The 8,601-nt window shown below is 67.8% G+C and carries 6 protein-coding genes and 4 pseudogenes; 5 read left to right on the top strand and 5 right to left on the bottom strand.

Annotated elements, in window-relative coordinates:
- Positions 1-292, bottom strand: a 292-nt coding sequence (locus ABZ826_RS38255) for a transposase (RefSeq protein WP_361459061.1), incomplete at its 3' end; no start/stop codon positions are given.
- Positions 293-771: 479 nt separating this feature from the next.
- A pseudogene (locus tag ABZ826_RS38250) lies at positions 772-1,963 on the bottom strand (IS4 family transposase); the annotation flags it as partial.
- A gap of 170 nt (positions 1,964-2,133) precedes the next feature.
- On the opposite strand from ABZ826_RS38250, the pseudogene ABZ826_RS38245 reads away from it, so the two are divergent.
- Positions 2,134-2,276, top strand: a pseudogene (locus ABZ826_RS38245) (cutinase); the annotation flags it as partial.
- 222 nt (positions 2,277-2,498) lie between these two features.
- On the opposite strand, the gene ABZ826_RS38240 reads toward ABZ826_RS38245, so the two are convergent.
- On the bottom strand, positions 2,499-2,852 hold the full coding sequence (locus ABZ826_RS38240; protein ID WP_361459059.1) for a beta/gamma crystallin domain-containing protein: 354 nt from the start codon (positions 2,850-2,852) through the stop codon (positions 2,499-2,501).
- A 1,350-nt stretch (positions 2,853-4,202) separates the two neighbouring features.
- Here ABZ826_RS38240 and ABZ826_RS38235 point away from each other — a divergent pair.
- Positions 4,203-4,712 carry a GNAT family N-acetyltransferase gene (locus tag ABZ826_RS38235; protein ID WP_361459057.1) on the top strand — a complete coding sequence of 170 codons (510 nt, stop codon included), beginning with the start codon at positions 4,203-4,205 and terminating at the stop codon, positions 4,710-4,712.
- A 255-nt stretch (positions 4,713-4,967) separates the two neighbouring features.
- Positions 4,968-5,207, top strand: a complete 240-nt coding sequence (locus tag ABZ826_RS38230; RefSeq protein WP_361459055.1) for a hypothetical protein — start codon at positions 4,968-4,970, stop codon at positions 5,205-5,207.
- 227 nt (positions 5,208-5,434) lie between these two features.
- Here ABZ826_RS38230 and ABZ826_RS38225 read toward each other — a convergent pair whose 3' ends face one another.
- Complete coding sequence (locus ABZ826_RS38225) at positions 5,435-5,680, bottom strand: DUF6332 family protein (RefSeq protein ID WP_361459053.1); 246 nt, start codon at positions 5,678-5,680, stop codon at positions 5,435-5,437.
- 351 nt (positions 5,681-6,031) lie between these two features.
- On the opposite strand from ABZ826_RS38225, the pseudogene ABZ826_RS38220 reads away from it, so the two are divergent.
- Positions 6,032-6,384, top strand: a pseudogene (locus tag ABZ826_RS38220) (alpha/beta hydrolase fold domain-containing protein); the annotation flags it as partial.
- A 357-nt stretch (positions 6,385-6,741) separates the two neighbouring features.
- Positions 6,742-6,951, top strand: a pseudogene (locus ABZ826_RS38215) (amidase); the annotation flags it as partial.
- Positions 6,952-7,436: 485 nt separating this feature from the next.
- Here the strand turns inward: ABZ826_RS38215 and ABZ826_RS38210 are convergent.
- On the bottom strand, positions 7,437-8,351 hold the full coding sequence (locus tag ABZ826_RS38210; protein WP_361459051.1) for a serine protease: 915 nt from the start codon (positions 8,349-8,351) through the stop codon (positions 7,437-7,439).
- Positions 8,352-8,601 lie beyond the last annotated feature (250 nt).

The following is an 8,601-nucleotide window of genomic DNA, read 5'->3' as shown; positions in this document are numbered from 1 at the left end:
CGTGCAGTTCACGCACGTAGTCGCAGGCCCGCCAGCGACGGAAGAAGTCGTAGACGGCCCGCCAGTACGGAAAGTCGACCGGCAGGGCCATCCACATGACGCCGTTGTCGACCAGGTAGCGCACAGCGTCAAGCATCTCGCGGTGGCAGTACGCCTCCGGACGCCCACCCTGCTTGAGCAGCCAGGCCGGCACCGGCATCGCGGAGCGGACCTCGGCCCACTCCGCATCCGTCATGTCACTCGGATAGCAGCCCGCCCGCCGCCCCGGAGCGATCGAACCGAACCGGTGCACGTAGCAGTCACACCCAGGGGTGACCGCGGTAGACGCAGGTACAGCAGGGATGGTCAACTCATCGGACAACGGGTCTCCTTGCTCGTGACCGGCCTCAACAACCACGTCACTACCAAGGGGCCCGTTTCTTCATGCCCACGACCACACCGGCATCTCTGTCCGAATGATCACCCGCACCGCAGGCTTCGAACGAGATCCGGTTTGCCACAACGCACTGAGCCTCCTGCATGGAATCCGAAGTTAGGCGCAATATCGGCGCTTTAGGACTTCATCCGTGGGTTTGGGGCCGTTTTGGTGGGTTCGACGAGAGTGACGACGGGGACGTCCGGGCGAGGCGGGTTGTTGTGTTCGGTGCGTTTGAGTGCCCAGTTGGACATTTTGCGTTTGATCACTCGCGGGTTGGACCGTAACCGCCGTGGTTCCAGGAGACGTTCAGTGATTTCACGCAGGGTCTGCTTCAGTGCTCGGGTGAGCCGGGAGGGGGAAAATCCCGCCTGGCTGGTGGTCTGCCGGCGGACGACGCGCAAGGTGCGGGTGAAGGACATCCGGTCCGGATCCTCTCCGCCGGGCGGCCTGGTGCATGAGGTCGCGTAGCGCGTGGTGCACAAGGAGGAACGCGAAGATCTCCTGCTCGACCCCGGCCGGATGCTGGGAGCGCAGGACGAATCCGGGTCCGCCCAGGTGGGTCTTGATCTCATCGAGGGTGGTCTCGATCTCCCAACGCTCGGCGTAAAGGGCGGCCAGTTCCGTGGCCGGTGCGGTGGCCGGGTCCAGGAGTGTGGTGACCAGCCGGTAGACGGTGCCCTCTCCACGTGGACCCAGGGTGTATTCGATGACGCGGACCGGTGCCGGGTCGGACCGGTTCCTGTCCCGGGCGGCAACGATCTCTGACAGGTACGAGCCGTCGGGCAGCGCGGTCACCACGGGCAGGACCGCGTTGCTCTTGACCCGCCACAGCAGGTCCGCGCCGGTCGCCGCGGCGGCCCGCCACAGGTCGAAGCCGAGGAAGCCCCGATCCGCCAGAAGCAGCATTCCCCTGGTCAGCGACGGGAACAGGCGGCGGGCCAGAACCGTCTCGTGCACATTCAACGGCGCGACCTCAGCGGCGAACACGGCATGGGTACCGCACTCGACCAGGGCCACGGCCCTGGCCTGCGGATACGCACTCCTGCCCTGACCACGCCCCGTTCCCGGCCGCCCGAAGAACGCGGCGTTCGCCTGCGTATCGGGAAGGTCGAAGGTCGTCCCGTCCACCGACACCAACCGCAGACCCCGAAACCACGCTCCCGGCGTCGCCAAAACCGCCACGGGCCGGCAGACCCGGGCGAACAACGCCTTCACCGGTTCCGCCCCCAGCCGCAACCGGGCCCGTCCGATCGCCCCGCTGGTGGGCACCCGCCACGTCTTCGACCACCGGCGTTCCCGCTCCAGGCCCTGCGTGAGAAGCCGTCCGACTTCCTCATACCTCTGCCCCGAGAACAGGCACATCGCCAGCACGAAATACATCACCACCCTCGCGGGAAGCAGGCGCCGACGTTCCTCAGTGCGTCCGCACCCCGCCACCACCTCATCCACCAACTCCGGCGGAAATGCACGCGTGAGCACTCCCAGAGCGATGCGATCCGAAAACCGATCGCCCTCAACTACCTTCAACTGTCCTGGCCTTGGCACACCAACTCAACGAGCCAGTACCAGCAAAGTCACCGGTATTGAAGTTAGGCGGCACCCTTATCCATGAGTTATCGCCGACGACCGGACACCGATACCGCCCGCCGGCCCCCCGCGTCCTGGGCGCGCCACGAGCGGGGCAGGACCACCCGCCACACCGTCCGATCTCCGCCGGCTCGGGCAGCTCATGGGACAACGACGGCTTCTACGGCGACATCCGGCAGCACGTCGGATACCCCACCCGTTTCCCGACGGTGCGAGCGCGCGGGCAGGTGTCAATGAGCTGAACCGGCTGGGCCGCCTGCAATCCTCAGCCCGCCGGACTCCGCCCGGACTGCGGCCACCGAGTCCGGATGCCGAACCCTGCCGAGTTCGTGCCGAACTGAACTTGGCCGCTGACGGGCCGAGGTGAAGTTTTCTTCCAACAAGGCACTCTGGTCGACCGCGGCATGACTGGCCTGCGGCACATGCCGATGCCGGTCACACCCGCAAGGGCGTGACCGGCCGACCATTCCCGGGGCAACCGGATGTCAACGTGTCACAGGATCTGGATGGCGACGACCCTCGGCGGCTGGTTCGGGAAGGTGATGTCGTGCCAGCGCTCGATCTTCACCGAGTCACCGTTGGCGTCGTAGTAGATCAGGTCGTTGTTGCCCGTGGAGATCCGGTCGATCCACCACCCGCCGAAGTCGGTCTTTCCGGCGTTCGCGTAGCAGTCGACGCTCTGACGGCCGTCGAGGTGCGACCAGATCTTCAAGAAGTTCTCGCCGCCCACACATTGGACGTGGTCGATGGCGAAGGCATTGCCGCTCGGCACGGTGACGGTGAACGCGGCGGCTGTGGCGAGCGCCACGGCCATGGAACGGACGGCCCTCTTGCTTTTCGAGATCACAGACTCTCCTTCATGCGAAGGCCGGCGCACGGACCGGCCCTGTCGGCGACGTCGCGTCATGACGGATCGGTGCTTCGTCGAGCCGGCAAACGGCCCGCTGCGCACCGGGTCGGCTCATCACAGCTGCGCCTGTCAGGAACACAGCCGCAAGACCCGGGAGCTGAAGGTAACGACGTTTGTCCCTCGTCCGGCCGCAACACTCCGGACGCGAACCGTCGGGCCGCAGCATCACCCGATCGTGGCGCTCACGTGCGGGTGGCGAGCCGGTGTGGTCACCGACCCGAACGGCAACGAGGCAGCGGCCCTTCACTTGGGTGACGACGGCAGCCTGGCACCGGATCCACCGGCTCGATTCGAAGGTGGTCGTTCGGCTGCTGCCGGCCGGTGGGGGTGCGCGGGGGACCACGGGTCGGGGCCGGATTCGTGCCGGCCGGCACAGTCGATGTCGACTGCTGCCAGCCGGAGAGGCGGGGTCACATGCGCACACACCGATACCACCGCCCCGGCCCCCGACGCAGCGCGGACTCGGCGGGGCCTCGGTGTCGCCCGGCTCCCGCTCCTCGGCGCCGGCCCCGACGATCCGCCCGTCCTTGTCGCGCTGGACGTGCACCGCCCGTTCGTACTTGCCCCGGGACAGGGCGCGGGAGGCGAGCTGCTCGACCAGGCGCTCATCGTGGCTGCGCAGGCCCTGGCTTCATGCTGGACCCGGACGTGGCCGAGGCGTACGAGATCACGTGTCTCGCGCCGAGGCGACCCGAAGCTACCGGGTGCTGACCGGGATTGTGCTCCCGCGCGCCAGGCAGTCCCGGACAAAACAGCTGCGGATGCTCAAGCGCCACCTTGCAGCTCGTGGTCGACGAGCCGGAGAAATTCTCGAACCGGCCCGACCGCCCGTGCCTCAGGCCGGCCCTCCCGGGCGAAAGCCTGCGTCGCCGCTTTAGAGGACGGAACAAGAGACGTCCGCGGCCGGCACCATCCGACCGTCCGCCGTCCTTGGCAACGGCATACCGGCCAACGTGCGGCGCAGCCGGGAGAAGGTCGAGTGCAGGCGGGGGAGATGTCGGCGCTGATGCCGATGCGACAGATGCGAGCCGATGGGCCTCGGTGCCGCGATCGGCGCGCTGGTCACCGAGCGGCCCCGGCCGGTCCCGACCCCACAAGGCGGGGGCGCATCAGGGAACATGATAAGTTGCCTGTCAGTACTCAAGCCTTCCCGGCCGGGCCTCGCCTCCGCCAGGGAGGCTTTTTTCATGTCCGGGCCCGCCCACGGACGCACCGGGCAATCACCGCACCCCTGCCGCAGTCGCGCGAGCCCAAACACCACGGAATCACGCAACATGAAGGAGATTCATGGCCGACATATCTGCGCGTCTCGCCGATGCGACCGACCAACCGATCCTGGAGCGCCTCTGGTTGCTGTTCCGACACGACATGTCGGAGTTCAGCGGTGTTCTGCCCAACCCCGACGGAACCTTCCGGAGCGATCGGCTCCAAGCCGCACTTACGCAGGCCGACTGGGCGCCCTATCTCCTGACCAGTGACGCATCCCCTGTTGGTCTCGCTTTCGTCCGCAGCCTGACTGCTCCGACGCGCGTGCTGAGCAGCTTCTTCGTGGTCCGTGGCGCACGCAGGACGGGGATCGGGCTGCGCGCCGTTCAAGAGGTCGTGACGAAGCACCCGGGGCCATGGGAAGTCGCCTTCCAGGAGAGCAATGTCGCCGCAGTCGGATTCTGGCGCCGCGTTGCTACCGAGATTGCCGGCGGCGCATGGACCGAGGAACGCAGGCCTGTACCGGGTCGCCCAGACCTGCCACCCGATACCTGGATCACGGTCAACGCCCCGGCTGAGGCCCAGGGCTGAACCCTGAGCGCTTCGTTGCCGGCGAGCACGAGCATCGGCGCGCCCGCCCCTGATCCCGACGGGGCAGGGCGCTGGAACGCCGTCCTCGGCAGAGGGAGCGGACGGACCTCAAACGCCCGTCCGAAGAGGACCTGCCCAGTGACAGTCAGGCTTCCTCGACCGGGTGAAGTGAAGGCGGTTCCGGCCCGGTGATCGGTTGGGGGCCTCTACTGCGCGGTCCGCTTCTTGCACACCGCACAGAGAGACCGACTCGCCATGACGACAGCTCCGGATCAGCAGCCTGCCCATGTAGTTGGGCAGCCTCCGACGGTCATCATCAACAACAGCGTCAGTTCTTCGGCCTCTGCTTCGGCGGTCGCCGGTGGAGCGGGCCGGCTGCGGCGACGGCGCCAGTCGTTGTGGGCCCACTTCTGGCTGCTGATGCTCACTGCGGGCATCGGCAACGTCTTCTACGCCGTGCACATCAGCCGCTGGAACAGGGACCGCGGACTGTAGCTGCGGGCTGAAACGCAGCGGGGCCCTTTCCGCACACCCTCCTACTCTACGGGAAGGGCCCCATTGCGTTTGGGCGGCAGCGCATCGCTGTCCACCGTGTCCGGACGGTGTCCGGGCCGGTCAGGTCAGTTGTCCGTGAAGCTCGGCAGGCTCGCGTCGGTCCGACAGCCGGACGGTCCTTCCCCCTCTGAGGGACGGTGGATCCAGCGAGCGCCGGTGGAGCGGCGTCAGCGGTGCTGCCCCGCGTGTCGCCACAGGACATGAACGACACGGACAGCTCCAAGAATTCCCGCCACCGAAGCTCCTGTGACCAGCAAGAACTTGTCGAGGGCGGGAGGAAGGTGCCAGACGACAACAGGGCCGGCAATCGCCGCGAACACGACGGTGGCGAGAAAACATGCGCTGAGCAGCGCATAGCCGATCTCGACCGTGATCCCGTCTCGCTCTGCCTGACTTCGGCGCCCTGTCCTCATGACTGAAGCATGACACCCCGGCCCGGCGGAAGAACCCTGCGATCGGCTTGCCCTGCATTCCCTTCGGCTCGTGCGCAGCCGCTGGCCGGGCGGACGACGGGTGCCGGTCCCGGTGATCGTGTCATCGACGGTTCCCCCGGAGCGGAGGGGCGGTCACTCACAGTGGCGCATCACAAAAGCTGAGCCGGAGCCCGTTCCCGTGGACAAATCCACCAGGTGTGGTCGGGCCGTCGTGGTGACTTCTTCTCCAGTTGAATGTTGCATGGCGCAGGCGATCCAGCGGGCGGGGGGAGCCAAATGAGCAGTGCGGGTGACGGGACTCCTCGCGGCGGCACCGGCACCGTCGATCCCGCCCACCAGATGGCGGGCCGCGGAGTGTGGGATCGGCACGCCAACGATCTGGGCCGGACCTCTCTCCTCGGTGGGGCCCGGGGGAGTGCGCACCTCTCCGCGTACGCCGCTGCGGCCAGCGCGGCGGACCTCTCGGGGCTTCCCCCGCCTATGTCGACGTCGGTGCCGCGGAGACCTACCACGACGAGAACGTCCTGTACGCGACGCGTATCTGGCAAGCGGGCGGTGACGCCGAACTGCACGTCTGGGCCGGCGGATTCCACGGCTTCGATCAACTGGCGCCTCACACCAACATCGCGAGGGATGCCCGTCACACCCGGTTCCGCTGGCTGTGCCGCCTTCTGAGCCGCTGAACGCACGGCGTACGGGCGAGCCGCACAGGCTTGCCCGTAGGTGCCGCGGGGGGACCAGTCCGGCTCTCGACCCGCCCTCGGAGTCGACGGTGACGAACCGCAGGCCCGTACCCTGGAGTCCGGCACCTCGCGGCTATGGCCGGGCCATGCTGACCGGCTGAGGACACGGAGGGAATGGAACTTCTCGCGCTGGGCCCAAAAGCTGTTGAGCAGTTATCTGTCCTCGACTTCAGGATTCAGGTCACTGACGTGCTGGGGGATGTCCATGAACGCGATCTACAGTGCATCCGCCCTTCTGGGCATCGGCCTCACGGCAACCAGACGCAGAGCACCAACCCCTGACATCCGCTCCTCGCCGAGCCGCCTGTCCTTGCCGGCTGCCGCTACGGGCAGCAGGTCGGTGACGCCCGGTTCGTCACCGCTCTCGCGATCCGGAACCGGGTCGCTCGAAGCCTGGCACGGTACTTCGACGCTCACGACATGCTGCTCACCCCGACCTTGCCGGAGCTTCCCGCGCTCCTGGGCACCCATGCCGAGGGCGCAGAGGTGGCGCTGGACGGCCTTGGCCGCGGCTTCGCCGCCTCTTCGGCCTCTCCCCGTTCACCGCGGCGTTCCATGGCGCTGTACGACACCGCGCCCGCCGATGGGCGGAGGTGTGCTCGTACGCAAGGGCTGGCTCCGCTGCGAGACGACCGCGATCCTCGGCGTGCGGAACCGGCCTGCACGCTGCTTCGCCGCTCAACCGACAGGGGCCCCGCCGCGGCGGCACACCCGAACCGCCCTCACGCGAGCGACCCGGCGACGCGGCCCCCCGAGTGAAGCCACGCACACGGAGGACACCGGCAGGCGGCGGGCTTGCCGGTGCCGGTGCCCCTCCGCGCTATGCCGTTGTCGGCTCGCGCACCCGTGCGTTCGGCGAGCTTGTGCCCGGCCGTCGACGACGGCCGGCGGGGGGTTCCCGTCTCTCCGGTGCCGGGCGGGCGGTCCGGGGGGCGAGGGGCCCCGGAGTGCCGGTGCGTGGACGAGCTCCCCTTGCCCCCTCAAGCGTCAACTCAGCGTGCCGATACCGTTGTCGGCTTCGGAAGCGTGCAGCCCGTGGCCGACAGGTTGAGCTTGTTGCCTGTCGTGAAACAGGCGGGGATGCCGTGGGTCTCCTGGGCGTATCCGATCCCCTTGCGGATGGTGACGGCCCCCTGCTCGTCTACCTCGCAGGGGTTGTCGAGGGTGCAGCTTTCACCGCTCTCGTTGGTGGTGTTGTTGATCGCTGTGACCTGCCCGGTCGTCGTGTCGATGACCGGGGAGCCCGAGGTGCCCCCGATGATCTGGCACCCCGGGGTGTAGCGGACGGCGTCCTTCCATGTCCACTGGCTCTCCTTCAGGCGGTACGCGAATCCGTCGACGGAGCAGGAGTAGACCCGCTTCCAGTAGCCGGAGACCACGTCGATCGCGTGCCCCTGCACCGGGTGGGTCGCGGACAGTGTCAGCGGCGCGATTCCCGTAGACTGCTGTATCTGGGCGTAGGTCTTGGTCAGTTGGTAGAGCGTGACGTCCGTATCGGTCATCGTCGCGTAGACGACTTTGTTCGCCTTGAGTGTTCCGGCGGTGCCGGCCGAGGCGTTGAGCAGCGTGAAGCTGCGGGTGGAGGACTGGTTGGTGATGACCTGACCCGCGCTCGGGAAGCCGGTTTCGAGGCAGTGGCCGTTCGTCATGACCAGGCCCGGGTCCGTCGCTTGCGAGTTCGGCATGCGGATCAGGGAGCCTGAGCAGTTGCTGAGCGCCACGGTGCCGGCGAAGGAGGCGGCTGTCACCGAGGCGGGCGTACTGTCAGGGTGCACGGCGGCCGTCGCGGCAGTGGGGGTCGCCCCGCTCGCGCGGTCGGGTGCTGCGACTGCGGTGCCCGTGGCGCCTACCAAGGCGGCGGCACCGAGGGCCACGGCGGTGAGGGTGGCGAGGAGAGGCTTGCGCATAGTGATGGTCGGTCCTCTCGGTTCGGCCCGGGAGCTTGGTGGCCCCCGGGCGGCGAAGGGTGACCGCATTGTCGGCGTACAGCCAAGTTCCTCGCTACCCCGCCACCCCGTCCTGGCTTTTTCCGCTCCCTTGACGGCCACCGCACCGGGACTTTCCTCCTAGTGTCCTGCGCCGAGAATTCGTTGAATAAGTAGACTGCTTCCATGGCGAAGATGGGGCGGCCGATGGCCGAGCTGGTGTTGTCTGAGG

The sequence above is a fragment of the Streptomyces sp. NPDC047515 genome (assembly GCF_040643055.1).
Taxonomy (GTDB): domain Bacteria; phylum Actinomycetota; class Actinomycetes; order Streptomycetales; family Streptomycetaceae; genus Streptomyces.
Note: the sequence above shows the minus strand (reverse complement) of the source record. Positions and strands in the feature narration are given on the sequence as shown.

Excerpts from the sequence above, each read along its gene's own strand:
- ABZ826_RS38225 (WP_361459053.1), bottom strand. The coding sequence starts at position 5,680 with ATGAGGACAGGGCGCCGAAGTCAGGCAGAGCGAGACGGGATCACGGTC.
- ABZ826_RS38230 (WP_361459055.1), top strand. The coding sequence starts at position 4,968 with ATGACGACAGCTCCGGATCAGCAGCCTGCCCATGTAGTTGGGCAGCCT.
- ABZ826_RS38235 (WP_361459057.1), top strand. The coding sequence starts at position 4,203 with ATGGCCGACATATCTGCGCGTCTCGCCGATGCGACCGACCAACCGATC.
- ABZ826_RS38210 (WP_361459051.1), bottom strand. The coding sequence starts at position 8,351 with ATGCGCAAGCCTCTCCTCGCCACCCTCACCGCCGTGGCCCTCGGTGCC.